The 25,467-nt window shown below is 41.0% G+C and carries 28 protein-coding genes and 1 other annotated feature; of the genes, 3 read left to right on the forward strand and 25 right to left on the reverse strand.

What is annotated here, in order from left to right; genetic code table 11:
* Positions 1-56: 56 nt before the first annotated feature.
* The 8 genes from G622_RS0120495 to G622_RS0120530 form a co-directional block, all read right to left on the reverse strand.
* On the reverse strand, positions 57-896 hold the full coding sequence (locus tag G622_RS0120495; protein ID WP_044915777.1) for a sugar ABC transporter permease: 840 nt from the start codon (positions 894-896) through the stop codon (positions 57-59).
* Positions 896-1,807, reverse strand: coding sequence for a carbohydrate ABC transporter permease (locus G622_RS0120500; protein ID WP_044958237.1), 912 nt, complete (start codon positions 1,805-1,807; stop codon positions 896-898). The genes G622_RS0120495 and G622_RS0120500 overlap by 1 nt, the downstream gene beginning before the upstream one ends.
* Before the next feature lie 4 nt (positions 1,808-1,811).
* Positions 1,812-3,014, reverse strand: a complete 1,203-nt coding sequence (locus G622_RS0120505) for a sugar ABC transporter substrate-binding protein (protein ID WP_026512195.1) — start codon at positions 3,012-3,014, stop codon at positions 1,812-1,814.
* 20 nt (positions 3,015-3,034) lie between these two features.
* A complete protein-coding gene (locus G622_RS0120510; protein WP_026512196.1) occupies positions 3,035-4,108 on the reverse strand; it encodes a glycoside hydrolase family 53 protein in 1,074 nt (357 codons plus the stop codon).
* 2 nt (positions 4,109-4,110) lie between these two features.
* On the reverse strand, positions 4,111-4,668 hold the full coding sequence (locus tag G622_RS0120515; RefSeq protein WP_026512197.1) for a hypothetical protein: 558 nt from the start codon (positions 4,666-4,668) through the stop codon (positions 4,111-4,113).
* Between the two features lie 200 nt (positions 4,669-4,868).
* Entirely contained in the window at positions 4,869-5,852 is a 984-nt protein-coding gene (locus G622_RS0120520; protein ID WP_026512198.1) for a LacI family DNA-binding transcriptional regulator, read from the reverse strand.
* A gap of 64 nt (positions 5,853-5,916) precedes the next feature.
* Positions 5,917-6,240, reverse strand: coding sequence for a hypothetical protein (locus tag G622_RS0120525; protein WP_026512199.1), 324 nt, complete (start codon positions 6,238-6,240; stop codon positions 5,917-5,919).
* 60 nt (positions 6,241-6,300) lie between these two features.
* A complete protein-coding gene (locus G622_RS0120530; protein ID WP_026512200.1) occupies positions 6,301-6,681 on the reverse strand; it encodes a hypothetical protein in 381 nt (126 codons plus the stop codon).
* 563 nt (positions 6,682-7,244) lie between these two features.
* Positions 7,245-7,494, forward strand: a binding site (T-box leader).
* 74 nt (positions 7,495-7,568) lie between these two features.
* Between G622_RS0120530 and G622_RS0120535 the strand changes: the two genes are divergently transcribed.
* Both G622_RS0120535 and G622_RS25010 read left to right on the forward strand, forming a co-directional pair.
* Positions 7,569-8,951, forward strand: coding sequence for a TrpB-like pyridoxal phosphate-dependent enzyme (locus G622_RS0120535; protein WP_026512201.1), 1,383 nt, complete (start codon positions 7,569-7,571; stop codon positions 8,949-8,951).
* Positions 8,952-9,168: 217 nt separating this feature from the next.
* The gene (locus G622_RS25010) at positions 9,169-10,209 is read left to right on the forward strand and encodes a helix-turn-helix domain-containing protein (RefSeq protein ID WP_026512202.1); all 1,041 of its coding nucleotides are present in this window, start codon (positions 9,169-9,171) and stop codon (positions 10,207-10,209) included.
* 269 nt (positions 10,210-10,478) lie between these two features.
* Here the strand turns inward: G622_RS25010 and G622_RS25015 are convergent, their stop codons facing one another.
* The 7 genes from G622_RS25015 to G622_RS0120570 form a co-directional block, all read right to left on the reverse strand.
* Positions 10,479-10,922: a GNAT family N-acetyltransferase gene (locus tag G622_RS25015; protein ID WP_049945996.1), complete on the reverse strand. Its 444-nt coding sequence runs from the start codon at positions 10,920-10,922 to the stop codon at positions 10,479-10,481.
* A gap of 72 nt (positions 10,923-10,994) precedes the next feature.
* Entirely contained in the window at positions 10,995-11,366 is a 372-nt protein-coding gene (locus G622_RS24055) for a metallophosphoesterase (protein ID WP_049945997.1), read from the reverse strand.
* An 11-nt stretch (positions 11,367-11,377) separates the two neighbouring features.
* A complete protein-coding gene (locus G622_RS0120555) occupies positions 11,378-11,842 on the reverse strand; it encodes a GNAT family N-acetyltransferase (protein ID WP_026512203.1) in 465 nt (154 codons plus the stop codon).
* A gap of 59 nt (positions 11,843-11,901) precedes the next feature.
* Positions 11,902-12,702, reverse strand: coding sequence for an NAD-dependent epimerase/dehydratase family protein (locus tag G622_RS0120560; RefSeq protein ID WP_026512204.1), 801 nt, complete (start codon positions 12,700-12,702; stop codon positions 11,902-11,904).
* On the reverse strand, positions 12,699-13,511 hold the full coding sequence (locus G622_RS0120565; RefSeq protein WP_026512205.1) for a class I SAM-dependent methyltransferase: 813 nt from the start codon (positions 13,509-13,511) through the stop codon (positions 12,699-12,701). The genes G622_RS0120560 and G622_RS0120565 overlap by 4 nt, the downstream gene beginning before the upstream one ends.
* Before the next feature lie 59 nt (positions 13,512-13,570).
* Positions 13,571-13,924 (reverse strand): transposase, encoded by a 354-nt coding sequence (locus G622_RS25575; RefSeq protein ID WP_196814249.1) that lies wholly within the window; start codon positions 13,922-13,924, stop codon positions 13,571-13,573.
* 178 nt (positions 13,925-14,102) lie between these two features.
* Positions 14,103-14,333, reverse strand: coding sequence for a hypothetical protein (locus G622_RS0120570; RefSeq protein ID WP_026512206.1), 231 nt, complete (start codon positions 14,331-14,333; stop codon positions 14,103-14,105).
* 84 nt (positions 14,334-14,417) lie between these two features.
* On the opposite strand from G622_RS0120570, the gene G622_RS0120575 reads away from it, so the two are divergent.
* Positions 14,418-15,323, forward strand: coding sequence for an alpha/beta hydrolase (locus G622_RS0120575; protein WP_026512207.1), 906 nt, complete (start codon positions 14,418-14,420; stop codon positions 15,321-15,323).
* A 180-nt stretch (positions 15,324-15,503) separates the two neighbouring features.
* Here the strand turns inward: G622_RS0120575 and G622_RS0120580 are convergent, their stop codons facing one another.
* The 10 genes from G622_RS0120580 to G622_RS0120625 form a co-directional block, all read right to left on the reverse strand.
* The gene (locus G622_RS0120580; RefSeq protein WP_026512208.1) at positions 15,504-17,162 is read right to left on the reverse strand and encodes an amino acid ABC transporter ATP-binding/permease protein; all 1,659 of its coding nucleotides are present in this window, start codon (positions 17,160-17,162) and stop codon (positions 15,504-15,506) included.
* A complete protein-coding gene (locus G622_RS0120585) occupies positions 17,159-18,901 on the reverse strand; it encodes an ABC transporter ATP-binding protein/permease (RefSeq protein WP_026512209.1) in 1,743 nt (580 codons plus the stop codon). Before G622_RS0120585 ends, G622_RS0120580 begins: the two co-directional genes overlap by 4 nt.
* 71 nt (positions 18,902-18,972) lie before the next feature.
* On the reverse strand, positions 18,973-19,362 hold the full coding sequence (locus G622_RS24060) for a hypothetical protein (protein WP_049945998.1): 390 nt from the start codon (positions 19,360-19,362) through the stop codon (positions 18,973-18,975).
* Between the two features lie 216 nt (positions 19,363-19,578).
* Complete coding sequence (locus G622_RS24065) at positions 19,579-20,022, reverse strand: ADP-ribosylglycohydrolase family protein (protein ID WP_049945999.1); 444 nt, start codon at positions 20,020-20,022, stop codon at positions 19,579-19,581.
* 192 nt (positions 20,023-20,214) lie between these two features.
* The gene (locus G622_RS0120600) at positions 20,215-20,565 is read right to left on the reverse strand and encodes a hypothetical protein (protein ID WP_155831582.1); all 351 of its coding nucleotides are present in this window, start codon (positions 20,563-20,565) and stop codon (positions 20,215-20,217) included.
* A gap of 200 nt (positions 20,566-20,765) precedes the next feature.
* Entirely contained in the window at positions 20,766-20,960 is a 195-nt protein-coding gene (locus tag G622_RS0120605) for a DUF6796 family protein (protein WP_026512211.1), read from the reverse strand.
* Positions 20,961-20,976: 16 nt separating this feature from the next.
* Positions 20,977-22,389, reverse strand: a complete 1,413-nt coding sequence (locus tag G622_RS0120610; protein ID WP_026512212.1) for an MATE family efflux transporter — start codon at positions 22,387-22,389, stop codon at positions 20,977-20,979.
* Between the two features lie 212 nt (positions 22,390-22,601).
* Positions 22,602-23,882, reverse strand: coding sequence for an MFS transporter (locus G622_RS0120615; RefSeq protein ID WP_330363727.1), 1,281 nt, complete (start codon positions 23,880-23,882; stop codon positions 22,602-22,604).
* A 97-nt stretch (positions 23,883-23,979) separates the two neighbouring features.
* Positions 23,980-24,759 carry a CPBP family intramembrane glutamic endopeptidase gene (locus G622_RS0120620; protein WP_026512214.1) on the reverse strand — a complete coding sequence of 260 codons (780 nt, stop codon included), beginning with the start codon at positions 24,757-24,759 and terminating at the stop codon, positions 23,980-23,982.
* Positions 24,760-24,837: 78 nt separating this feature from the next.
* Entirely contained in the window at positions 24,838-25,461 is a 624-nt protein-coding gene (locus G622_RS0120625) for a GNAT family N-acetyltransferase (RefSeq protein ID WP_026512215.1), read from the reverse strand.
* Positions 25,462-25,467 lie beyond the last annotated feature (6 nt).

Below are 25,467 nucleotides of genomic sequence, written 5' to 3' on the forward strand. Positions count from 1 at the left end.
TGTATCAAAACCTTTCTCCTTAGAATATAACTTTATTTCTGTACATAATTACTCAATTAGCCTTTAACACCACCTGCAACTAGCCCGTTTTGAATGAACTTCTGAAGTGCCATAAAGACAATCATAATTGGTAATGATGATATTACTGCAGCTGCTGAGAATAGTGTCCAGTGTGCTGCAAACTGGTTAGTGATAAATGACTGTAATCCAAGAGCAAGGGTCATCTTTCCAGGTGTCTGCAAAAATACAGAAGTTATAACATATTCACTGTATGTTGCTATAAATGAGAACAGGAATATAACAACAAGCTGTGGCATTGCAAGCGGAAGAATAATGGCATAGAACACTTTAAACTGTCCTGCTCCGTCAACCATTGCCGCTTCATCAAGTTCAATCGGTATACCATCTATGTAGGATTTTAACAGCCATATGTTAAATGCGCTTCCCCCTGCCAGTACAAATATCAAGGCGAGGCTGCTGTCTACAAGTCCAAAGTTATAGATCAGTATGTAGTATCCAGAGACTGCCATGCTGTTTGGGAATACCTGCAGGATTAGAAGTGACATCAGCCCGTATTTTCTTCCTGTAAATCTCATTCTGGCAAATGCATATGCAGAAAGGGATGTCAGGACAAGCTGTATCACTGCAACTATCAAGCACAGCTTCAATGAATTCCACACCCACAGCACAAAATCAGTATTTGTAAATAATTCTCGGTAATGCTCTATACTGAATTTTTCAGGAAACAGTGATGATAGAAAGAAGCTGTCTCCTGCTGAGAATGAGGACATCACTATCCAAAGTGCAGGGAACAGCACCGCAACTATGGTAATCCATATGACGATCCTGCTGATCCACAATGTTCGTTTTTCTGAGGCAGATAATACTTTATTCATCAGTCCACCTCCTTAAACTGTCCTGAAAAGTGCATATTTGCAAGTGTAAATGTTCCAACGATAAGGAATATAAGAACACTGAATGTAGCTGATAATTCATACCTGTTTGACCACGTTGTCATCTTATATGTTGTACTTGCAAGGATATCCGTATAACCCGCAAACTGGTTATCAACTCTGGCTGGACCACCTTGGGTTATCATGTAGATATTTCCAAAGTTATTGAAGTTTGCAGCAAATGAAGATATCACGAGTGGTACTGACAAATGGAATACCATTGGGAAAGTGATACTCTTAAAACACTGCCATTTTGATGCCCCGTCAATTCTGGCTGCTTCATAATAGTCATTTGATATCGACTGAAGCCCTCCAAGACAGACATTCATCATGTAAGGGAATCCGAGCCATACATTTACGATTATTATTGCAACCCTTGCCCAGAATGCGTCTGTCATCCATGGGATATTAAAGTTTATTCCCAGCATATGCAGAAGATTATTGATTCCACCATACTGCTCGTTTAAAAGTCCCTGCCAAGCAAGAATAGCTATTGTTGAGGGAAGTGCCCATGGAACGATGAGCACTGCCCTGTAAATTTTAGATTCCTTCATGTTTGGATTGTTCAAAAGTATTGCCAGTATCAGTCCGGCAAAATAAGAACCAAAGGTACTTATGACTGCAAAGCATACAGTCCAGGCAAGAACGGGAAAAAATACATTCCTTATACTGCCGGAAAGAACAGTAACATAGTTCTCAACCCCAATAAATGAAAAATCCGAAAGGTGATACATGTTGTAATTAGTAAATGAAAGAACAACCGTATATATTATAGGAATCAGTGTCACTACAAATATCGAGATAAGTGCCGGTGCCAGATACGGATATGCCCTTGCATTATTCTTTTTTCTCATTCTGTTACTTCCCTGAATTCATTAGTTCTACAGCTTCTTTAAGCTGGGTTACGATATTTGCTCCTGTTTCTTCAGAAGTAAGTTCACCTGACCACATGGATCTGATATTGTTCGTGTAAATTCCCCAGAGCTGTCCCATTTCAGATACGGTAGACATGGGTTCACCTACGTTTATCTGTTCAATAAATGCCTTGGTGAATTCATTATCCTTGATCTGGCTGATTTCCTGATCAGCAAGTCGTGCAGGAATTCTATCTCCGGATTCATAGAGTTCCAATGCTCCATTTCCCATGATATATGTGATAAGTTCCCACGCTTTGTCCTGCTTTGAACTCTGATTACTTACAAAACTCACCTGTGTTCCTACAGGTGTTACAAACTCCTGCCCGTTATAAGTAGGCATCTTTGCTATCGCAAAGTTTGTTCCCGCGGATTCAAAGCCATCTATATCCCAGGGGCCACCAATATAAAATGCAGTCTGTCCATTCTGGAAATTGCTTCTTGCAATATCAGCTGTAACATCAGCAGACACAAGGCCATAATCATTGCAAAGCTTATTTATAAAGCTGTATGCATCTATCGCTCCTTCATTTCCAAGACCGATATCGGAGACATCATAAGAACCATTTAAGTAATTGAAGATATATCCTCCGCTTGCTCTTACAAATCCGAGGTCATAATAGATACTTGTCGCATCAAACTGTACACCACCATGACTTTTTGCATTGTCTATGAGTTCTTCCCATGTTGCGGGAACTTCACTTACCTTATCCTTGTTATAAAACAGGGATATTGTCTCAACAGACAGCGGGGCTGCATATCTTGCACCATCAACATAGCATGCCTGGATCGCAGCATCTGAATAATCACTATCCGTATAGAGATCATCAGGAACTTTTGCTGCAAGGTTTGCATTTACATAATCAGCCAGCTGGTCGTTAGGGATGCCGATAACTGCATCCGGTCCATCAACGCTCTTTACAGCCTGTGCAAACTGCTGTACTGAAGGGGACTGATGGATCACCTCAACTTCATAGCCACTCTCTACTCCCCATGCATCTGCCAGTTTCTGAATAGTCGGCTGTTCCACTTCCATATTTGTCCATACAACAATCTTATTTGATTTTGCTTTAGCTCCACATCCAGCCAGACATGCTGCTGTTAACAATGCCATCGATAAAATTGTGGCAATAATCCTTTTTTTCATTCTGTAACCCTCCGTTTATATCACATACCGGCAAGTGCCAGCAGTGCCTCATTAGCATTACCGTTTTTATCAAACAATGCCTGATTAGCCATTGCATTCCCTGCTTCCACGGGATCATGCATGTAATCACAGCCTTTAGGACTTCCCCACGTACAATCAGGGATAGGAAGCCATTCCGGTTCCCAGTAAAAAACTCCTATTCCATGATTGTCACTAACTCCTCTTACTGCTTCATAGAGATCTTTGAGGAACTTTGCCTGCCCCTCTTGTGATGCGGGATATCCTGTAGCCTTCTCTTCGTTCTCTCCGTAAACAATACCTTTGCATCCAAGATCATCAAGAGTATAGCCTATTGATGTCTCTGCTACGATTACATCCTTATCATATCTTTTGCTTATGTCATTCATATTATCAACAAGTTCTTTGATGCTTCCATTCCAGTGTGGATAATATGACATTCCTATAACATCATAGTCTATATTATAAGGTTCCAGTGCCTTAAACCAGTCCCTGTAGAGCTCATTATTTGTCCCAAAATCGAGGTGTAATACTATCTTGCTCTCAGGACAGACATGCCTTGCAGCTTTTATTCCTGCTTTAAGAAGTCTTGCCATATTGGAAACCCTGTCTATATGTCCATCCGGCCACAGAAGTCCTTTTGTTATCTCATTCCCAATCTGTATCATCTCCGGTATAAGATCGTTCTTCTTAAACTCCTTAAGAACCAGTGCCGTATAACCATACACTGTTCCTTCAAGCTCTGCTCCGCTTATCTTTGACCATGCCTTGGGTTTGACCTGCTTTGCAGGATCTGCCCAGAAATCACTGTAATGTATATCCAAAAGTACCTGCATACCATTTTCTTTAGCACGTCTGGCAAGTTCAAGTGTAGTTTCAAGATCATTGGTTCCTCCGCCATAGCTTTCGCCATCGCTGCTATATGGATCTCTCCAAAGCCTTAACCTTATCATATTTACAGAGCATTCATTCAATATACTGAATATATCTTCTTTGTGCCCTTTTAAGTAATAACTTGCCCCATGATTTTCAAGCTCCTTTATCATGGAAACATCCATCCCCTTAATAAACTGCATCTTTACTCCTTCACAAGTGTCAGGTCATCGATGGTTCCCCATGCACCTGGTGCAAGAGAAATCTTCACGCCTACTTTTACATCCTGACCATCAACTTCTATTCCTGATAATTCCTGTGTATCCCATGCAACATATCCATTAAGTGAAACTGGTATCTCTGTTCTCTCACCACCCACTTCTACGTAGAAGCAGGCTGTTCCATCTGTATCACCGGCATTATCACCCTGGATATGTCCTGTGAATTTGTACTTTCCACTTTCAAGACCTGTTATGGTCTGCTCTGCCGTAAAGTTAACATCAGAAGAACCAGAATAGAAATGAAGTGACTGAACACCTTCAAAAGCATCCGTATCCCTATCATAGACATCAAGTTCTTCTGTCACGTTATCAACATTTGTAACTACCCAGGGATCAAATTCAGGATTTTCAAAACTTCCGTTTACAATAAAATTCCCTTTATCATCCGGCTTAGCTGCGCTTACTTTACTTGCGCTTCCGCAACCTGTCTGTAATGCAAAAACCATTGTTATGAGCATTAAAGCGATCATCCTTCTTTTCATATGTCATCCTCCGATAAATAATTTATTTATTTACTAGTAAATGTTTTACTTGTTTTGCATTATAATACTCCCCTTTTTAGAATTCAATCCAGGTAAATAAGTTTTGTAGGAATGCTAAAACGCTCAAGTATATTTTTGTTTATTAATCACAAAAAGCTGCCCCCATAGGACAGCTTTAAGCAATTATGTATTCTATATTTTCAGGTACTTTTTCTCATTACCGGAAGCCCGTTAACAAACACGGTTTTAGTAATTTTACTTCCTCCAAGCACTTTACTACGGAGCAGATCCAATGCTGCTTCACAGATTGCTTCATGATCAACATGGAATGTCGTAAGCGGCGGAGAAACGTATCTTGCCACATTTATATCATTTATGCTAAATACTTTCACGTTTTCAGGCACACTTACACCTTTTTCATTAAATGCCTGCAATAATCCGACAGACAATGTATCGCACGCTACACAGATTGCCTTAGGCAGGTCGCCTTTTTTAACCATCTCAAGGCCTGTCTTATAGCCTGCATCTACAGTAAATGAATCCGTGATATGTATATGCTTTTCATTAAGATGCCCATAGTAAAGCATACTCTGTCTAAACGACCACTCTCGTACATCCATTGAGGGTTCCCCGGTATCGATATTTCTGTCTGTCCCTCCAACGAATCCAACATCCGTAATGCCATTGTCCATAAAGTAATCGACCATCTGAGTAACAAATGAATCAAGGTTTGGTCTTACTGCATCAAAGAGTTTTTCATCTGGCGAGGTTCCGATAAATACACCCTTTTTGCATTTTTTATAGAGTGCATTTATTTCCTTACGGTTCATCCATCCGATAGCAATAAAAGCAATTGTTCCTTTCGGAATAGCCGACATTCCATCTTCCCTTGTTACTATCGTCATGTCTATATTGACCCTGGCCGCCTGCTTTATCAATTCCTTTTTGAAATTCTGATAGTAGATATCCTCAAGTTCATCTATTTTTTCACACCAGTAGAGAAGAACCACGTTTTCTATCTTTGGATAAATAACCTTTTTCTTATAGCCTACCTTCTCTGCTGCGGCAAATATCGCTTCTTTAGTTTCAGGGCTTACAGAAATACCTTCGTCATAATTAAGGACCCTGGATACTGCTGCGCTGGATACGCCGACCATTTCGGCAATCTCCTTAATTGTAGCCATGAAGACTCCTCCGTAAAACATTTATCTAATCTAATAAATAATTTACTACATTTTGGTAATTATATCAACATCTTTCATTTGAAAACAGCCACTCTTTCACCTGGTCATCTCGTCCTGCAAGAACCCAGCTGCAGTGAGGATTTATACCGTACTTTTCCTTAAGATCACCAGCTTCATATTCTGTATAATGGAGATCCGGATGTTTGTCTTTTAGCTCTGCGTAAATATCCCGTGAACCCAGATGAGTACTTACTACGCTATTTTCTCTGTATGATGCTTTTACAATATTGTCGTCAGCTGCATGGATAAGCCATATGGGTGTTTTCAGAAGATTGCTTAAGTCTCTAAATCCCGTAGCCCCACATATGGAAACAGCACCGGCAAACATTTCAGAATGGTACTTTAATATCTCAAGACATCCAACGCCTCCCGCGCTGTAGCCATAAATTTAGATCCTTTCAGGGGCTATGTTGGCATACTGTTCCATGAATCTTTTCACCAGGACGCATATACGATTTCCTTCAAGAAGTCCCGACCAGTGCCTTCCCTTTCTGCACTGTGGAGCCAGCACATAACAGGGATGTTTCTTCTGCCAGGAATCCGCGGCAAATACCGTCCCTATATCATGCATGGAAAGCTGAAGCTCGTTGTCATCACCATAGGCATCAGCCCCATGAAGAAATACTACAAGAGGCACCTTTTCCAAGGTTTCGGGCACAAAGAATCGGTATGGCAATGTGCCAGAATAATCAAATACACCATACTGGAACCTTTCGCATAATATGCTGTTTTCAGGAGATGGTTTATCCCAATCTGCCGGTAAACTCATGGTCTCACTCACCTTTCTTGATCACTTTATTTGATATTATAAACCCTGAAGAGCTAAGAAAACCCGTGAAAACCATAAAAAAATAGGAGAAAGCCTTAAGCCTTCCCCTATAATCCTATTTCTTCCGCCTCATACCGTTAACCATTGAAAGGCTGAAGTGCTTGTTGAAGACACCTGTAATAACATCTTCAATATCGTCCTCGTTCTGTGCAACCTTTTCGAGAACTGTTTCAAGGGCTGCAGCTATTACTGCTTTTTCAGATATCTTATCTTCGCCCCTGTCTTCTGATTCCAGGATAGCATCCTGCGCCTAGTCGATGAGTTCTCTCGGACCACATACAGCGGCGCCGTGATAATCCCCTCATCGTTAACTCCAATGTTTCCATCTACTTAGTTTCATCCAGCTCAATGGGGGATAATCCTGCATGATGAAAAGCCATTTTCCCTGCAAAAGTCTCACTTACAAGGTAATAGATGCAATTAAGACTGATTATCCAGAATGTAGTAATATTCTGCAATATTAGAAGTTTTATTGACTTTGAACTTGAAAAATGCTTTAATAGTTTAAACCGTTGAAGAAGAAAGAGTAACATTTGGATTTCTATTACAGAGAGTCGTCGGTTGGTGCGAGACGATATAGAGACATTTGTGAATGGGCTTCTGAGGGCGAGCTGAAGGTTATTTTTTAACTAGTATGTTAGCCGGAGATAATCCTCCGTTAACAAAGATTTGCGTATGATAGTACGTATGAGTGGGTGATTTATTTCACCAAGCCGGGTGGCACCGCAGGTTAGATTTTTACCTGTCCCAGCAAGTAACTGTTGGGACAGGTTTTTTATTTTATTCCTTTCCCAAACACTTGATTTAATGCAGAAAGGACAAAAACAATGAGTGAAGAGAAAAAAATCCCGTACAAAATCTATTTAAGCGAAGATGAGATTCCAAAGCAATGGTACAACGTAAGATCGGACATGAAGAATAAACCGGCTCCGCTTCTTAATCCCGGGACTCTTAAGCCGATGGGCTTTGAAGATCTGCGACCTGTTTTTTGCGATGAGCTTATTAAGCAGGAACTAGATGATACAACACCTTATGTTGATATCCCGCAGGAAGTTCAGGATTTCTATAAAATGTACAGACCTTCACCACTTGTAAGGGCTTACTGTCTCGAAAAGGCACTTGGAACACCTGCAAAGATTTACTACAAGTTTGAGGGGAACAACACAAGTGGAAGCCATAAACTTAATTCTGCAATCGTTCAGGCTTACTACGCAAAGAAGCAGGGACTTAAGGGCGTGACAACCGAGACCGGAGCAGGCCAGTGGGGAACAGCTCTTTCAATGGCATCCGCATATCTTGGAATCGACTGCAAGGTATACATGGTTAAAGTTTCCTATGAACAGAAGCCCTTTAGACGAGAGGTTATGCGCACCTATGGCGCCAGCGTAACGCCTTCACCTTCCATGGAGACCGAGATTGGTAAAAAAATCAACGCCGAACATCTCGGAACAACCGGCTCTCTTGGATGTGCAATTTCAGAGGCTGTTGAGGTAGCGACTAAGACCGAAGGATACAGATATGTTCTTGGAAGCGTACTTAATCAGGTTCTTCTCCATCAGACAGTTATCGGTCTTGAAGCAAAGGCTGCACTTGATAAGTATGGAGTTACCCCTGACATAATCATCGGATGTGCAGGTGGCGGATCAAACCTTGGCGGACTTATTTCTCCGTTTATGGGAGAAAAGCTTCGCGGTGAAAAGGACTACAGAATCATCGCAGTAGAGCCCGCAAGCTGTCCCAGCTTTACAAGAGGTAAATTCGCATACGACTTCTGCGACACAGGAATGGTTTGTCCTCTTGCTAAGATGTATACACTTGGAAGCAACTTCATTCCTTCAGCTAACCATGCAGGTGGACTTAGATATCACGGCATGAGCCCGATTCTGTCACAGCTTTATCATGATGGATATCTGGAAGCAGTAACCGCAGAACAGACAGCTGTATTTGAAGCAGCTCAGAGGTTCGCAAGAGTTGAGGGTATTCTTCCTGCTCCTGAGAGCTCCCACGCAATCAAGGTTGCTATTGATGAGGCACTTAAGTGCAAGGAGACCGGAGAGGAAAAGACAATTCTCTTTGGCCTTACAGGAACAGGCTACTTCGATATGGTTGCTTATCAGAAGTTCAACGACGGCGATATGACAGATTACATACCGACGGACGAAGAGCTTGAAAAGAGCTTTGCAACACTTCCCAAGGTAGAGGGAATCTAATTTAATCCGTAAATTCAGGACATGGGCTGTTGTACTATAGTGCTACAGTCCATGTTTTTATAATGAAGACAAGCATGTTCTCTTTTTTTCCGGTTTTAAGTTGAGCCCTTTTCAACTGAGCGTTGTTTGTAAAGCTATATTACAAAGGCTATGATTAGGCTACAAAGGAAATAACCGATCGGAAAACCCTTGAAAACTTAATTTTTGGAGGCTAATCATGAGTACAAATCTTGGGAAAAATATTAAGACTTTTCGTAAAAATAAAGGATTCACACAGGAAGAATTGGCAGGGCTTTTAAGCGTGACACCGCAGGCTGTCAGCAAGTGGGAGTCTGAATCCGGCTATCCTGATGTATCGATGATTATTCCACTGGCTAAGGTGCTTGGAGTAAGCACGGACGCGCTGCTTGGGTATGACAATATATCTGAGATTGAAGTGCAGACAGCCAGGATACAGGAGGCAGTTGATGCCATGAAGGATGATGAGGACAGAGCCGGAAGTACTCTTAAAATCTGTGAATACCTTTCAGCAGAGACAAATCTCAATCCCTCTAATTTTGAAATCATAAAGGATTTTGCGCAGGAAGCAGCGAGCCTAAGCATGTATGCGGATCCGGTTCTGCATAATTACTATGAAGGGCAGGATGAGAGAATAGATAAAATCCTCAAAGACGCAATAAGGAAAGGTGCATATCTTATCAGCCATTGCGGAGACAAGATTCTGAAGGAAAAAACTCATTACGCACTTACCTGGATTTACATTCATACCAAAGATTTTGACAATGCGAGAGATCACTTAGGAGTGCTACCCAGTCTTAAATCCAGCAGAATAAAAGAGAAAATCGATATGGAACTGGCATTCTTTGAGGGCGGCTTTGAGAAAATGAAGGGTGTTATAGCGGTCAATGAGAAACTCCTGTTCAACGTCCTTAGCGGAATACTTTACACCATATCCCTTAACTGTGGATGGTGGAGTGAAAAGGATGATGCTTTAAGAATCTGTAACTGGTGCGACGATGTCATTAAAGCCTACGGATCAAGAAAAGAAGCTGTTGATATGGGCGACTATCTCGCATTTAGAAGTGATGTCGCTTTTCATAAAATGGTTGCTTTTTACAAAGCCGGTGAGGGAGATAAGGCAGAGGAGGTATACGCCGCTTTATCAGAAGACATTAACCGGGCCGATGCTACAGATGACCAGAAGATGGCTGCCAGGGACAGGATTGATGGAAATATTACCCATCACAAGCTTAGATAAAGATTGTCAAATCACGTACTTTATATTTCTACAAGTTTCAAAGCCATAATAATAATAATAAAAATCCCCTTAAGAGACTTAAAGTATTTCCATTGTCTACTTAAGGGGAATCATATCATAATCCATGCTCTTTTTTCTTATGTCAGCTTTCCGATTTTCTCATACCAACATAATGCCAAGGCAATTCTTATGAATAAATAAAAGTCAACAGTATTATTCTCGTTTATAAAATTCGCTTCTTGGTCTACTCATTGGTAATTGGTTTCATTTTATTTCTTCATCAGATATCTGCTACCATCATCCCTGAATATCTTATATCCAAGTTTTTCATATAACCTGAACGCTTCAGTATTTGATTTTTCCACATGAAAAAGGATATTCTCCACACCCTTCTTCTTGGCGTAATTTTCAGCCTCATGAATCAAAGCGGAACCTATCCCCTGGCTGCGGTACTTCTCTGTAACCGACAAGTCATCAAGATAAACAAAATCTTCTTCGTCCTCTCGATGAACTTCCACACCCAGGAACGCAATAACGCCATTATCCTCAGATACAAAAATAACATCCTCGCCATCTGTCCAATACTTGTCCAGATACCCCGGCTCATAATCCTGTACATCTTCTGTATGATAAATAGTTTGCAACATCTCTATGAACAATTCGCGTATTCTCTGCTCATCTTCCGAAACCGCTTTTCTGATTTTGTATCCCATGACTTATACCTCTGATTCCTCCGCATTCACTTACGATTTCCTCAAACGCCGCTGCATAGCACTCCTCAGGGATCATGGGCCAGTTGCACTCGCCGTATTTCTCATAGTGATTGGGAGGCTGTTAAAAAACTCAACATCCTCTTTAGTAAGGTGCTTATGCGCATACCTAAGTATTCCTATGGTACTGGGATATGCGTCCCATTCCGGGTAGTCTTCACCAAGCTCATCTATCTGATAGTTTTCCTTGTTTCCTCTTAAAAAATAGCAAGTATGACTATCACGCAGATCATAGAGCATTTTCATGGTCTCTTCTATTCCCGGAAACTCTCCGGTGTAGTCGCCCAAAAAACAATATGCATCTATGTCCTTACTCTCTAGAAAATTTAAACACTCTCTGAGTGCAATATGATTTCCATGAATGTCTGATAAAACTGCAATATTCATACAGCCTCCAATTATTCAAACCACTTTGCCTTCATCACAAAATTCGCAGCTGTATAATATCCGGCTTTTCCATAGTACTTTTCATGCATCTCGTCATTTACTGCCTGCAGTTCTACGCAAGATGCGCCCTTTTCTTTAGCGCGCTGTTCCAATTCATTTAATAAAAAGCTGCCAAGTCCCTGATTCTGAAAATCCTTGGCAATGACTATCTCTTCCAGCGTATAACCCACAATATCGTCATACTGCTTGAAAAAACCCATTACAAAGCCAATCACCTGATCATCCTTTTCCAAAACCAGGCCGTAAGAATCTTCCATTGAAAGAACCTGATGGATTCTTTTTCCTGCAGTAGTTTCTGTCCAGCAGCCATCTTCATTTTCATTGTAATAAGTGATATACAGCGGCAAAACGCTAGGTATATCATCAATCTTTATTTCCCTTATCTGTTTTTCAGCTTCTAATCTTGTAGGTAACATAACTCTCCTTAACTATTATTCCTTCTATCCCGCCATGAATGCCTTCTACATCCGTTTTCTTATGATTTATCAATACTCATGATCCTGGTCTTCAATAGACGCTTTCTTAAACTATTATCAAAATAGTAGATATTCTCGATCTCTCTATTAGCCACAACGCAGCTATCATCCCAGCCATAACGCCTGCACAGAGCCTTATTAAAACCATAATGGGAAATGGGTTTATCCTCAGAAACATTTATAATTCCAACATAATCCCCGGTGGCAAGTTCAATTACGGCATCTGCCAGCTCATTCACCTCAACTATGCTAAATAGAATGTTGTCAGCCCTGACGTACTGCTGCCCTAAGTCCACATGCTCTTTTAACTTGCAGCTCCTTACATCCATCTCGCCGTAAGGATTGATCCCATATATGCTGCCTGGGCGGACAATGCAGTAATCCCGCATCTTTCTTATGACATTCTCGGACTTTATCTTGCCGTTAAAATAGTGATGGTTGTACATCTCTTCTGACCTTAGAAAAGGTGTCACATCCTCGGTCATATTCTTTTCATAGGCTACTGAAGTAGAGATAAAAATAAACCTCGTATCTCCGATTGCATCCCGCAGCGCAGGCATTACCTTTTCTGCTATTTCCTCTTCTGCGTCATGGTTCATAACTGTCCAGATGATGACATCGGGAGCAAAATCACGCACAATCTCAAGTAGTCTTTGAGAGTCCATAACATCAAGCTCTGCAAAATCATCCTGCTTTTTATGCTGACTGTATGTGCCAAGCACCTCAGCGCCTGCATTTTTTAATTTGTAATATATAGTTCCACCAAGAAATCCACTGGCTCCTATTATCATGGCCTTCATACTCTTCCTCCAAAATTACGCACGCCTTTTGCTATGAACATGCCATATTCCTTTGGCAGATCAATAGCTCCGTCCACCGCATGCTCTTTTAATATCCAAGCGATCCTATCCACAGGAATATCCATTATCGTCTTAAAAGATGCAAGGCTGCACAGATAATCAACAAGGTCCTCTATATCTGTCACATGAAGTGAATCCCCGTAAATTCTTCCTTCCACATCTGCAAAAGCCTTTTTCAGCATGTCGCCGCCATTTTTCATAGTGAAGTTATGGTTTGGATTAAAGCTCTCGCCCCCAAGTTCAAACCACTTAGCAAGTATGTCTGTAAAGTTATTTTCCCCAAGCGTCGCCGTATAAAAAACTCCGTCGTCCTTCAAAACTCTTCGAACTTCGCTGATTCCTTTCATGATATCCGGCACGTGGTACAGCATGGAATTTGCTATAACCACATCAAAAGAGTCATCTTCGAAGGGGAGGTCCTGTATATCAGCCTGTTTGTACTCCAGATTTTTTCTCTCTCCAAGATTTCCTTTTGCTGTAGCAAGCATTCCTTCCGAAAAGTCGGTTAAAACAAACTTGCCAAACTTATCCACAAGTTCATCCCTTCCCATCCACAAACTTCCTGTGCCGCAGCCAAGTTCCAGCACCTTCATGGCTTCAGCTATTTCATAATTTGACACTATCCAATTTCCGTATCCCAGCTTATTTGTGGAATATTTATCGTGAAAAGATAACCTGGTATCTAATCCTTTTGATGTGGCATACTGCGCCTTTACTGCTTCTGAATCATTTGAACTTCCTATCTGCATTGTGTAATCCTCCTGTTGTTTCGTTTTTTCAAATGATAAAGGCTGCCCCAAGGGCAAAGTCAATAACAACAATTGTACCTTGAAAATATCAAAATCAGTTTTTGGAACAAAGAAAGCCTTAGTAGGCTATCCAGGTTCATTGAAATGATTGACAATACTATTGAGCTGCGTGTGGTATCCTCACGCTTTGTCATAATCAGACCCAGTCCATGACTGTGCTTTGATAATCCAAATATACGCCGGGCTTCGATTCTGTCTACGCTATCAATGTACTCTGTTCGCTTATCGATAACTGTGTCCTTACCTGGGCGCCCTAGAGCTGGGCCAGCAAGTCTTATTCCAAGATCCTTGCAGTAAGCAAGATTGATTCTGTTTCGGTATCTTATACATGGGATTCTCCGCGAAAAGTGCAAGGTTTTTGAAGCAAAAGTAATGATCTCCTTGCATTTATTATCTCACGGATTGCCCGTAAAGTCAGTAAATATCAGTAGTTATTAATTATTGAGCACGCACCACTAAAAATTCCCCCGGAAATGCACTATTTCCGGGAGGGTTCCATGTCTGAAGGATGCTTGCAATTTAATTACCGACTCACTCTGTTTTAGATGAAGCTTTCCTGAATGCAATCTGTTTAAACAGATTGAAAATACCGCTTTTAACCGCATTATTATCATGATCAACCATCCTGTTCTTGGTAGCATCGCTATAGTTATTGCCAAGGCGTCTTGTAATCGTCACATACATAAACACATTGACTATAAAAAAAACATAGCCATGAGAATAATAATGATCTTCTTCATAGCCAGATCTCCTTGGAAACAAAATATTTGCTTTTTTGATTTTTTATGATATGATTCTATCTTAAAAATCATTTGTTTATTTTTTTTGTAAGAAACGAGTCATTATATGATAATAGTAGTACCAATAATTCTAATCATTTTATATCTTTTTGTCTGCGCAATACTTGCAAGATCTATGGGACTTGTTAAATGCATCGATCCCAGCATAGCATATCAGAAAGAAAATCGTAGACATTTTCTGGATGGTTATAAGAACTGGAAAAAGGAAGAATATATAATTAAATCCTTTGACGGCTATGAGCTACATGCAACATATATTCCTTCAGCCATACCTTCCAAAAAATACGTTATTCTGGTTCATTCATCAACTTATTGCAGAATTGGAGGAATCAAATATTTTAACATATTCCAAAAAATGGGATATAATGGTATTCTCTTTGATCTTCGTGGGCATGGTGATAACAAAAAGTCTCCATCAACATGGGGCATCAAGGAAAGCAAGGATCTTCTTAGTGTGATAAATGATACAGTTAACCGTTTCGGGAATGATATCAAAATAGGCGTACACGGCGAGTGCCTTGGCGGTGTGACTGCTCTTACCGCTCTTAAGTATAATCCTCATATTTCTTTTGTTATCGCTGACAGCTGCTACAATTCACTTTATTCACTTCTTTGCAAGCTTGCTCAGCAGGTAGCACATGTATCACCTGTACTTTTTGATCCGGCGGAGATTTTTTTCAAGCTTATGTTCGGATTCTCTTATAAAAACATTTTTACAAAAGACAGCCTTAAAGGCAATACAATTCCGGTATGCTTCATTCAAGGAGACAGTGATTGCGTTGTACCTGTAAATGATACTATGGAACTTGAGTCCGCAACCAAGGGCTATACAGAAATGCACATATTTGAAGGCGCAGATCATACTCGCAATATCCTTGTTGACGCAGAGCGTTATGAAGCAATAATCAAACACTTCTTGTACAGTGTCAAATGTCTGGAGCTTGCCGCTTAATTATACAAGAGCTATCATATCACCCTTGATAATGATAGCTCTGCCTGATGGTCTTCGGAAAACAAAATCTGTTTTTTATAGTCTTTTAAATCAATTTCAAACAGTAATCCAACTCCACATCCTTACCTATATGATCGGGAGACCAGGGGATATAATAATCTACAGGTACCCCTTTCTTATTCACGAAATTCGTCCGCCTTCCATCACCAATGTTTTCTCTGCAATCCTCATGGTTGACTCTCTATGAGATACAAGGAGGACAGTCTTTTCTCTCCCTTCTTCTTTAAGAGATTTCAGAATCACAGCTTCATTGAGACTATCAAGATTGCTTGTTGGTTCGTCGAGAAGCATAAACGGTGCATTATGAAGAAACGCCCTTGCAAGTCCTATTCTCTGCCTCTCGCCTCCGGACAAGGTGCTTCCCAATTCTCCAACTTCAGTTTCATAGCCCTTCGGAAGCGTCATAATAAAGTCATGTATAGAAGCCTTTTTGCATGCCTTCACAACTTCTTCGTCAGTTGCATCAAGTTTTCCGATGCGGATATTGTTACCAATCGTATCTTTGAAAAGCTCTGTTTCCTGAGTCATGTAGCTTTCCATGTCCCGAAGATCCGCTGTGTTTATCTCACTTACATTTCTTCCGGATACCGAGATTTCTCCATTACAGGCATTCCAGAATCTCATGAGAAGCTTTAAAAGTGTAGACTTGCCACACCCACTCTTTCCAACAATACCGACAATCTTTCCCTTTGGCACCTGCAGCGATATGTTATTCAGCACATTTTCTCCTGCGTAGGCAAAAGAAACGTTTTTTACTTCCGCACCGTCAAAGTCTACAGATGCCTTCCCTGTTATGTCTTCCGTCTCCGGTTCTTCATCTATGATTGCAAGGACTCTTGCACCTGAAGCCACTGTACTCTGAAGAGTTGTACCAAGTGCCGCAAGTGCGATAACAGGTCCGAAGGATGACATGAGAGCGATCATCGGTATAAGGAATCCGTCAAATCCAATCTGCCCGGCTTGATAAAGCCATGCGCAAACCAGCAGCATTGCGATATCGGAGATCAGTATCAGCATATTTGCTATCGCCATGTTGGTTCCGGTAAGCTTACTCAAAACTCCCTGTCTCTCCGAAAGTGCTCTCGTTTTATCACTTATCTCTTTCAGTCTCTTTTCTCCAAAGGAATACTGAAGCATATCATCGATCCCTCTTATGCTTTCAAGCATATGTGCTGAAAGTTCTCCTGACTGCGCCCGAAGTTCATCGCCCGTTGTACCGCTCCGCTTTGAAATGATCATGGGAAGAATCACGCCTACAAGAATAAACGCAATCAGTGCGACGATACCAAGAAGCGGGTGAAAGCTTCTGATAAACAGGCACATAATCGTTTCCGATACTATAGCGATGCATATCGGCGAGATAGTATGTGCATAAAACACCTCCAGAAGCTCCACATCCGATGTGATGAGAGATATCAGATCTCCTTTATCCCTTCCTTCAAGCTTTGCAGGGCATAGCCTTCTGAGTGCCTTAAACACTTTGTCTCTTATGATCGCGAGCAGCGTAAATGCTATATAATGATTCGTCCGCTGCTCTGTAAACCTGAATATCGCTCGCAGTATCGCAAATGATAAAAGCAGCCATACAAGCGTGTTCCAAGATAGCTTTGTTTGTATCCCAAGCCCTATGAGTATTGCTTCTCCACCAAGTATCGGAATGAACTCTGCTGTAAGGAAGCCAAGTGTTCCGAGCACGACAGCCAGGATCATAAACCCGGAGAGAGGCTTTACAAGCTTAAGCATTCTGAACAGGATCAGTGCTTTGTTTTGCTTTTTCATGCGATAAAACCTCCCTTCCCGTAGTCCTCAAGTTCTTTCTGTGTATTCCACAGATTTCTGTATACGTTATTCGTTTCAAGAAGATCTACATGCGTTCCCGATCCGGAGATCCTGCCGTTATCCATCACAAAGATTCTGTCCGCATCCACAACATTCATAAGCCTGTGGGTGATCATGATAACTGTCTTTTTTTCAGCAAGTTTCTTTATCTCAGAAAGGATAAGTTCCTCACTCTCGATATCAATATTGCTTGTAGCCTCGTCAAATATATATACCTTCGCATCGTGAAGGATTGCTCTTGCCAAAGCAAGCCTCTGTTTCTGCCCACCGGAAAGGTTTCCCGCATTTTCCGTAAGAAGAGTGTCCAGTCCTTTTTCTTCCTTGAAGAATCCGTCTATATTACACTCAGTCAGCACATTCCAAAGTTCTTCCTCTGATGCCTCAGGATTCGCCAAAAGAAGGTTTTCCCGCACAGTTCCTTTGAAGAACGTACTGCCAATACCTACATAGTTGATATTCATAAAAAGATTATCTTCGTTGATATCAAAAACGTTTATTCCGGCAATAGTAAGAGTTCCCTGCTTAATCGTATTTCGTCCCATGATAAGAGATGCGATGGTTGATTTACCACTTCCGCTCTCCCCCACGATACCTGTAAACGTATGCTCTCGGATATCTATTGAAACACTGTCAAGTACCTGCTTTTCATCATCATAAGAAAAGCAGACATCTGAAAGTCTAATATCCAGACCGGTCTCGGGAAGTCTCGCAGTCTTTTCTTTTGGCTCTTCCTCGCTTAGGAATTTAAATATTCTATCGCTTGCGGCCATTCCATTCATAGCCACATGGAAGTAGCTACCAAGTTTTCTCATCGGCAGAAAGAAATCCGCTGAAAGAAGGATCATAAAGACCGTACTCTGAATTGTAAGATTTCCGTCTACAAAGGCCTTTCCCGCAAGCGCAATGCCAAGTGCGGCACCACCGTATGCGAAGAAATCCATGATGATAATGGAATTGAGCTGCATCGTCAGGACTTTCATGGTAATCCTTCTGAAGTTCTCGGATTCCGCGTTCATCTGTTCGTTCTTATAAGCATCTGCTTTGTATGTTTTCAGAGTTGTCATCCCCTGAAGGTTTTCGAGGAAGGTGCTTCCAAGCTTCGCATACTGATCCCAGTACTTGGACAGAAGCTTCTTTGCAATCTTCTGAACCATCATTATAGTTCCCGGGATGAGGGGGACACAGATAAGCAGCACTCCTGCCACCTTGAAACTTCCCGCAAGACCGAACAACACAAACAAGGTGATCGGAGCTATAAATGCGTAGAAAAACTGAGGTACATACTGTCCAAAATAGCTTTCAAGCTGTTCTACCCCTTCCACCGATTCCTGAACAAGTTCTGCAGTTGTCGCGTGCTCTCTGTAAGTATTTCCAAGCTGCAGTATCTTTTTATATATCTGCTCTCTCATGACGCGCTTTACAGTCTTCGATGCGCGATAGCTCATCTCCGTCGTTTCCTTTGTCATGATAAACCGAACAATGAGAACACCTGCAAGTATCACAAGAAAAATAAGCATCTCATTTACGATCATTTCCTTGCGATACAGCTTTCCTACTACATTTGCGATGACAAAAATCATCACTGCGTTCATCATAAGTTCCAACCATTGGCAGATAATGTTACCCACTATGTATTTTTTGCTCTCTGGGCACATAGCCATCAATCTCTTATCAAACATTTACTACACACCTCTAAACTGACAGGCCTGTTATGCCGTAATCGACAAACCTTTCAGCAAACTTCTTGCAATCACTGTAATCCAAGGTTTACTCTCATGATGGTCTGTCTTAATCTTCGAAAAGCCTGCGCACACGGTTTTTTCTTTGCAACAGCATTACTTAATGCACCGCTGCCACAGCCAACATCAAGACATTTACCACCATCAGGGATAACCACATATGATGAAACTCCATCGATAATCTGCTTTGACATCTGCCTCGTGCCGTTGTAGGAAAAAGCTCTGTACATCAGAAACATCCATAGTGTCATTATTGCGCATAGAATCGAAATAACCTGCAGTACTATTCCTATAATCGAATCAATCCCAACTATAGCTATAATAACACAGAATACTACAGTGGCTGCAAGTGATCCCAGCACCATGCCCTTCGACATCCAATTCTTATAATCTGCTTTCATACCGTCCTCCAATCGTTTAACTTTATCTGCAGTTTCATAATATCACTTTATGTTAGTTATTGCTAACATCATCTCAAAAAAGATGCCCTGCACAAAATTCTGGTTACTGATATGCCCATACCCGCTTCCTGTTTCTGAAAGCTAGCAAAAACGATCTCCAAACAATCATCAGCTATGCCTTATCTGTCGAACGTCCATTTGTGAGATATCCCCTTATTACAATTCAAGAATCTCCAGTAGTTCTTTTGTCAGATATTCCTTCAATATCTTATCTGCATCCACACTTCCGAAGCCATGATAGAACTCCTCCGCTACTCCACCGGCAATTGCTCCGAATGTATCACTATCACAGGGCAGACTATAGATATTTCTGATAAAAGACTCATAATCTGTACTCTCATAAAAACACCTCATGGCTGCAGGAACTGATCCCTGACAGCTGACATCCCACTTGTAACGCGGTCTCATTTCATCAAGGCTATAGCCAATGCTGTACTTATAATCCTTTACCGGATACTGCTCAAGGACATACTCATAGATTTCCTGCCTGGATTTATCATGACGTGCCATCCAGATACATGTTGATGTCACAACCGCTCCTTTTATCCCTTCAGGATGATTGTGAGATACGGCTGCCACCTCCATAGCCCTCTTCTGCATCCCCGGCCTGCGCGCCAGCCGTGTTTTACTCTTATCATGTGGTGTTGTTTAGCTTGTAAGGTAATGTTACTTTATTTGGGAAAAAAATAGGTCGCACGAGAGGCGACCTTGAAAAAACTATTTTGTCTCTCTTGAAAGCGGATCAAGACCGTAATCAAAGAGCACCATGTGTTCCATATATCTCCGTTTGCTTTAGGATGTGGGTAATGCTTTCCCAAACTCATCATTTAATGCCTTGGCAAGTTCCTGGCATACTGTACCACCAAGTCCTGCCTCTGCAAGTTTCATCCTCATGTTCATCTCAAATGTTATCTGGTTGGATGTCTTTATTACTTCCATCACTGTTTTTGCATATCCGCTGTTTGCAGCACCAAGTATCTTCTTAACCTGGGCCTGTGTAGGAAGCTTTACTGATGATTTCTTCGCTGCGCTCTTCCCGGCGGATGTTTTCTTTGCATCTTTCTTCTCAACTTTATCTTCAGGATTACAGTCCTTGATTTTAATCAGTTGATACTTCGGATGTTTTAGGGTACAAACCGCCAAACGGAGGTACACATTTTGTATCCTTAATGTTTAGCTATCCAATATTTTCTATGTTTTTATTAAATACATACCCTTTTTCTACCAGAAAGATTCCCTAAAACGTCACAAGTAAAAAATGCATAAAATAAAAGGCCCCGTCACATACGAGACCTCGTTTGAAAATTATATCATGCACTTGATGTCAGAAGAAAAATGCCAGTCTAAACATAGAAGACAAACATCGCAAGGATATCAGACCACACAAACCTCCAGTGGGCCATATTTTTCCATTCGCTGTCAATGACGCCCATCTTACCAAGTTTCTTATTTTTCGGTCCCTTTAAATCCAGTAATAGATCTGCGGTAGCACAAAGAAGACCGCCAATAATTCCAATTACTGCCAATATAGTATTCATTTTTTCCTCCAATACTTCATGAAGCCTTCTGGGCATGTGGGTCTGACTGATGTTCACCTGCAAGATTATTAAGCCAGTGCTCTTTCTTTAGCCAAAAATGGAATATAACGGTCCTGACAATATCCAGAAGCTTTACGCAAAGGTACATCTGTACCGGGCCGAAATTGGTATATCTTGCAAGCATGAAAAGCATAGGGAGCATGACCACTATTGTTATTCCAGCATCTGCATATGCGCCCATCTTGGTATCGCCGCCAGATCTTGCAATAGCCTGCTGTGCGTTTACAAGTACCCATACAGGCATAAAGAATGCCATAAGTATTACCATACTCCTTGAAATTGCAATAGCACTTGGACTTAGCTTTCCAAATACAACAGGAATGATAAGTGTTGTAGCAAATCCGACAAAAGTCATGGCAACACCAAATACGATAGCTCCTGATAAAAGCCATGTTTTTTCTTTGCGGGCTTTTTCAAGATTCCCTTCTCCAAGAGTTTTTCCAATTATGACGGTAGTTGCCGAGTAGATTCCACCAAATGCTACAAAAAACAGGTTTGCTATAGCAAAACTGGACGCCATACCTGAAACTACATCTGCTCCGCCCCTTCCGTTATAGATAGCCGTCGTCAAAGTTTCTGAAAGGACCCAGGTCATTTCACAAAGCAGCATCATAGCGCCTTTTCTTAAAATTTCCCTGAACAACTTTCCATCTAACATAAAGTCCCTTGTTAAGCGAACTGCAAAATCAGGTTTGCTCCTGAAATAGATGAATGCAAATATAGCAAACTCCAGTGTTCTGGCTATAACAGTGGCGTAAGCAGCTCCCCTTACACCAAGTGCAGGCATTCCAAAATTACCGTAAATAAGAAGGTAATTGAATACCGTATTTGTAAGAGTTGCTACTACTGTTACAGCAAGTGGTGTTTTGACTTTTCCCATATCTCTTAGTGAACTTGCGATACTCATAGAAATGAACATGGGAATTCCCACAATAGCCATGATCCGTATGTATGGAACTGCCTCATCAAGAATAAGAGGCGCCTGCGTGTTTCCAATAACCATAAGTGACAGGATCTCTCTTGGATATACAAGGCAGACCATAAGGTATGGAATAAGCGCAACAAATCCTGCAAGCAGTTTAAACATAAACGCCTGCTGCATTCCACCGCAATCTTTTGCACCAAAAAACTGCGTAAGGAATATTCCACCAGTCATGGTGATCGTGTTAATTAAGACCATAAACACAAAAAGAACCTGACCGGCAATGTTTACACCCGACATTGATATATCGCCAAGTCCTGACACCATAAAATTATCTATCAGCGACACCATACTCTGTATAAGCTGCTGAAGCATTATAGGTACTGCTATCGCCAACACATTTTTATAAAATTTAACACTTCCAAAAATCGAATTCTTTTTTTCCATCTGTTAAATAGCTCAGTAGCACTCCTCTACTGAAAACTCTCCTTCATTTTTCAAATAACAGTCATAAAACCTTAGGATCATTCCATTCATTCCTCCCACCTGTCATGAATCTTTAATTTCTTTTTTCCAATAATATATTTATCACAAAACAAAAAACAGCCTCAAATTTACACTCATTTGAGGCTGTTTTACACTGATATTTAAGTCAAAAATCATTCTTCAGTATATCTATATTTTTTCATAATCTGACCGGAGATTATACATATGGCTGTTCCTGCCACACCAAGAATGAACATCATCATTGCGGCGCCTGATCCCTTTCCGCTTCCGAAAAGAAAAGTCCAGAACGGATCATTACTTTTCAATGCCATAAACGGTTCGCAGATCTTGTCTACAAAGAGTCCGCCAAGGAAAAGTCCGATTGGAATAGTAAAGAACTGCAGAGTATTTCTGCAAGCATATACTCTTCCCTGAAGCTCTATTGGAATAACATTGCGCATTATTACATTCTGGTTGGCTGCCATGAGTGGAACAAACACCCATCCTATTATCTGGCCTATGCACCATAAAACAGAGCTTCTTGCAAAGGCCAGTAAAAAGTTCTCTATCCCCAGCGCAAAAAGCATCGTGAGATATATGACTCTTACCCTGTCCTTGGGCTTTGGCAGGATCATTGGAAGGAAACTTCCTGCCACCATGGCCAGTCCTGAGCATGCTGTTACGATCCCATAAACATTGTTACCTTTTCGAGGTATAACAAGGGCCGGAAGTACAGCATCAAAGGCTGAAGCTGTGAAGTTAACCCCCGCCATAAACAGTATTACAGTAAGTATGAGCGGAGTTTCCTTTAGGAACTTTAGTCCCTCCTTAGCCAGTTTGATCACGTTTTCGTCCTTACTTGTTCCGTCCTTGATCTCTGGCAATTTAATAAAGAACAATAATGCCACAAATGCTATGGCAAAAGACAGAAGATCTACCGCAATAACCGTATCCAACCCTGCCAGTCCATAGAGTGCTGCAGCTATGAGCGGATTGCCAATTGAAATAAGCGAACGGGACAATTGCTGAAAGCCACTGGTCTTCTGATAATGCTCTTTTGGTACAATAAGTGAATATGCCACTTCTGAAGCAGGCTGCTGAACAGTGTTCATGAGACCCGAAAAGGCATTGATGGCATATAGGTGCCACATGGTCAGCGTATCAGTTTTGTACAGTACAAATACAACAACCGTTGTAAGTGCCGCTAAAAGATCGCATATGAGCATGGTTTTCTTTTTATCGAATTTATCTGTTATTGCTCCGGCAAAAATGCTCATAATGACATATGGCGCATATGTACAGATTGTAAGTGCTGCAGTACTCAGCGCTGATCCAGTCTTTTCATACATCCACAGTGTCAGCGCAAATCCAGTTATTGCACTTCCAAGCTGTGATAGACTCTGTGTGATCCAGATTATGTAAAAATCTCTTAATTCCTTTATTCTGTTTTTCATTATCATTTAACCTCCATACAAATATTTTTCATCTGCATGGAGCATATACACTGCAATTGATCATGTCCTTCCTCCTTCTTGTTATTTTAAACGGATATCATTCTTTTGACATCACATTCTTTTTCCAACATATCAGCGCAATAATCACTATGTATATTGCTGACAGTACAACATAAAACCAGATATCAACCTGTAAGAAACAATACAGAAAATTAAAGCAAAAGTGTATCACTATGCCATAGATCAGGTTATCGTTCTTTTCCATGAATAGATTCATGATAAAGCAAAGTCCCGTCATTACAATAACGTTGGACAGAACGTATGGTATCATCTGGATTCCCATATAATCTGAATCTACAAACCACAGAATGGTATGCCAGAACGCCCATATAACTCCCTGTATCACTGATGCACTGAAAAAACTGTATTTTGCATTAAGGTATGGGCGAAGATAACCTCTCCAGCCTGACTCTTCTCCTGTTGGCCCAGTTGTGATCGAGAATAAAACTGATGCCCAGAACGGGTAGGATCCAAGATTCCAGTACTCACCAAATGCCTTCCCCTGAATCAAGGACAAAACAAATACTGTAATAATAGTAGCTCCAAGAGTAAGTATAGCTGAAGCTACCAGCGTTACTATGCTTATCTTTCCACCAAAAGCTTTTTTGTAAAATTCAGCAATACTACGACCAGAACAAAAAAACTTAAAGCCTATTAGCAGCACAATTGTCGGTGCCCACGCGCAGATATTAGATAAAATCCTCATTACAACCGGCGGGCAATGGAATACCATACTTGCAGTCCCGCACAATCCAAGCACCATAAACCAAAATACAAAATAACTTAGACCCACGTACCATTTTACACGTTTTTCCATATATTGTTATCTTATTCCTCCGATATTTTTATTTTATTTCATCTCTGCAAATTTGTTTCCATCTTCGTTCTCCAATCGTTAATCAAAAATCTGTCCGGGAAGCTTTAATTTTTCCTTCGGAGGGAATGTCTTGTCAAACTCCTCGACATCTGAGTCTTCAACATAGTATCCCTTAGGGGTCTGATATACCCCTGTGATGCCATCAAGATATTCCGGGATCAGCTCTCTGCACAGGAAAAATGACGCATCTGCGCCCTCTGGAAGATCATGGTATCTGATCCCAAACTTGCTTGCATAGTCAAATCCGCAATGGCTGTAGAATCCGATATTCCCCTCAAAAAGAACTGCTCCAAATCCCATCTCTGCAGCCTTTTCCAGAGAATAATCTAAGATAGCCTTTCCATAGCCTTTTCTCTTAAGTTCAGGTGTAATTCCAATTGGACCCATGGTAAGCACATCAATAGTCCTTCCATCATCTGCCTCAATGAAAGTTTTCATGAACATGTTCTGTCCGATCAGCTTTCCATCCTGCTCCATAACAAAATCGAGTTCAGGAATAAATGCTGGATCATCTCTGAGCACATGAATTACATAGTGCTCACTGCATCCAGGACGATAAACGTTCCAAAATGACTCTCTTACTAAATTTTCAACTTCTCTATAATCTTTCTTTTCTTCTAATCTAATTGTGTAATTACTCATATTTTT

Source organism: Butyrivibrio sp. LC3010 (genome assembly GCF_000424385.1).
Lineage (GTDB): Bacteria > Bacillota > Clostridia > Lachnospirales > Lachnospiraceae > Butyrivibrio.

Coding starts and splice junctions, on each gene's coding strand:
- G622_RS0120495 (WP_044915777.1), bottom strand. CDS start 896: ATGAATAAAGTATTATCTGCCTCAGAAAAACGAACATTGTGGATCAGC.
- G622_RS0120500 (WP_044958237.1), bottom strand. CDS start 1,807: ATGAGAAAAAAGAATAATGCAAGGGCATATCCGTATCTGGCACCGGCA.
- G622_RS0120505 (WP_026512195.1), bottom strand. CDS start 3,014: ATGAAAAAAAGGATTATTGCCACAATTTTATCGATGGCATTGTTAACA.
- G622_RS0120510 (WP_026512196.1), bottom strand. CDS start 4,108: ATGCAGTTTATTAAGGGGATGGATGTTTCCATGATAAAGGAGCTTGAA.
- G622_RS0120515 (WP_026512197.1), bottom strand. CDS start 4,668: ATGAAAAGAAGGATGATCGCTTTAATGCTCATAACAATGGTTTTTGCA.
- G622_RS0120520 (WP_026512198.1), bottom strand. CDS start 5,852: ATGGCTACAATTAAGGAGATTGCCGAAATGGTCGGCGTATCCAGCGCA.
- G622_RS0120525 (WP_026512199.1), bottom strand. CDS start 6,240: ATGTTTGCCGGTGCTGTTTCCATATGTGGGGCTACGGGATTTAGAGAC.
- G622_RS0120530 (WP_026512200.1), bottom strand. CDS start 6,681: ATGAGTTTACCGGCAGATTGGGATAAACCATCTCCTGAAAACAGCATA.
- G622_RS0120535 (WP_026512201.1), top strand. CDS start 7,569: ATGAGTGAAGAGAAAAAAATCCCGTACAAAATCTATTTAAGCGAAGAT.
- G622_RS25010 (WP_026512202.1), top strand. CDS start 9,169: ATGAGTACAAATCTTGGGAAAAATATTAAGACTTTTCGTAAAAATAAA.
- G622_RS25015 (WP_049945996.1), bottom strand. CDS start 10,922: ATGGGATACAAAATCAGAAAAGCGGTTTCGGAAGATGAGCAGAGAATA.
- G622_RS24055 (WP_049945997.1), bottom strand. CDS start 11,366: ATGAATATTGCAGTTTTATCAGACATTCATGGAAATCATATTGCACTC.
- G622_RS0120555 (WP_026512203.1), bottom strand. CDS start 11,842: ATGTTACCTACAAGATTAGAAGCTGAAAAACAGATAAGGGAAATAAAG.
- G622_RS0120560 (WP_026512204.1), bottom strand. CDS start 12,702: ATGAAGGCCATGATAATAGGAGCCAGTGGATTTCTTGGTGGAACTATA.
- G622_RS0120565 (WP_026512205.1), bottom strand. CDS start 13,511: ATGCAGATAGGAAGTTCAAATGATTCAGAAGCAGTAAAGGCGCAGTAT.
- G622_RS0120575 (WP_026512207.1), top strand. CDS start 14,418: ATGATAATAGTAGTACCAATAATTCTAATCATTTTATATCTTTTTGTC.
- G622_RS0120580 (WP_026512208.1), bottom strand. CDS start 17,162: ATGAAAAAGCAAAACAAAGCACTGATCCTGTTCAGAATGCTTAAGCTT.
- G622_RS0120585 (WP_026512209.1), bottom strand. CDS start 18,901: ATGTTTGATAAGAGATTGATGGCTATGTGCCCAGAGAGCAAAAAATAC.
- G622_RS24060 (WP_049945998.1), bottom strand. CDS start 19,362: ATGAAAGCAGATTATAAGAATTGGATGTCGAAGGGCATGGTGCTGGGA.
- G622_RS24065 (WP_049945999.1), bottom strand. CDS start 20,022: ATGCAGAAGAGGGCTATGGAGGTGGCAGCCGTATCTCACAATCATCCT.
- G622_RS0120605 (WP_026512211.1), bottom strand. CDS start 20,960: ATGAATACTATATTGGCAGTAATTGGAATTATTGGCGGTCTTCTTTGT.
- G622_RS0120610 (WP_026512212.1), bottom strand. CDS start 22,389: ATGGAAAAAAAGAATTCGATTTTTGGAAGTGTTAAATTTTATAAAAAT.
- G622_RS0120615 (WP_330363727.1), bottom strand. CDS start 23,882: ATGAAAAACAGAATAAAGGAATTAAGAGATTTTTACATAATCTGGATC.
- G622_RS0120620 (WP_026512214.1), bottom strand. CDS start 24,759: ATGGAAAAACGTGTAAAATGGTACGTGGGTCTAAGTTATTTTGTATTT.
- G622_RS0120625 (WP_026512215.1), bottom strand. CDS start 25,461: ATGAGTAATTACACAATTAGATTAGAAGAAAAGAAAGATTATAGAGAA.